This window comes from Sulfurospirillum sp. MES, from assembly GCF_000789415.1.
Taxonomy (GTDB): Bacteria; Campylobacterota; Campylobacteria; order Campylobacterales; family Sulfurospirillaceae; genus Sulfurospirillum; species Sulfurospirillum cavolei.
The window spans coordinates 1-765 of sequence record NZ_JSEC01000050.1 but is presented as its reverse complement, the minus strand read 5'-3'; the positions used below and the strand labels follow the sequence as shown (position 1 = coordinate 765).

The following is a 765-nucleotide window of genomic DNA, read 5'->3' as shown; positions in this document are numbered from 1 at the left end:
GCTATACCAACGTAAAACTTTACCAAGCCGGTGAACCTGAATGGAAAATGAAAAGTTACTTAGAAGTAGGAACGCCCGTAGCCCAAGCGGCATTTAAAAACGAAAGCGCACTCTTGATCGATGCACGACCCTACGCTAAATACCTTGCCGGAACTATTCCCGGAGCGATGCATATCCATGACGCCGATGTCGATAAATTTATCGGACGCTTGCCAAGCGATAAAACAACCTCGATTATTACCTTCTGTGAAGGATACGATTGCGCAAAATCACATAACTTGGCAAAAAAACTTGAAACCTTAGGCTACAAAAAAGTAAGCGTCTACGCCGGAGGATACCCGGAATGGAAAGAAGCGGGTAACCAAACAACCGCAGGCGGTGCTAAAAAAGTAGAAGCTAAAGCAGAAACACCTAAAAAAGATGCCTTCGTTGAAGGTATAAAATTAGGTGCCGATGAAGGAACCGTAGACGGTGAATGGTATAAAGCCCATATCATGGCAGGAACCGTACCGAGTAATGTCGCCATTATCGACGTGAGAAGCCCCTCCGAATACGCCAACGGACATATTAAAGGCGCGATCAATATCGAAGCGGGAAAATTAAGCGCACAAGAATTTGCGGCAAAATTACCTAAAGGAAAAGTCGTGATTCTGAATTGCTCCGCAGGCGGAAGATCGATGGAAGCCTTTTTGAAATTGCAAGGCGCAAAAATAGACGTGAGTAAGATATTCTATTTTGATGCCAATATTAAATGCGATAAATCAA

The 765-nt window shown here is 43.8% G+C and carries 1 protein-coding gene; it reads left to right on the top strand.

The genetic code is table 11. The annotated features are described in order from the left end of the window. A partial coding sequence (locus tag OA34_RS13335) for a rhodanese-like domain-containing protein (RefSeq protein WP_039676250.1) occupies positions 1 to 765 on the top strand: 765 nt, incomplete at both ends.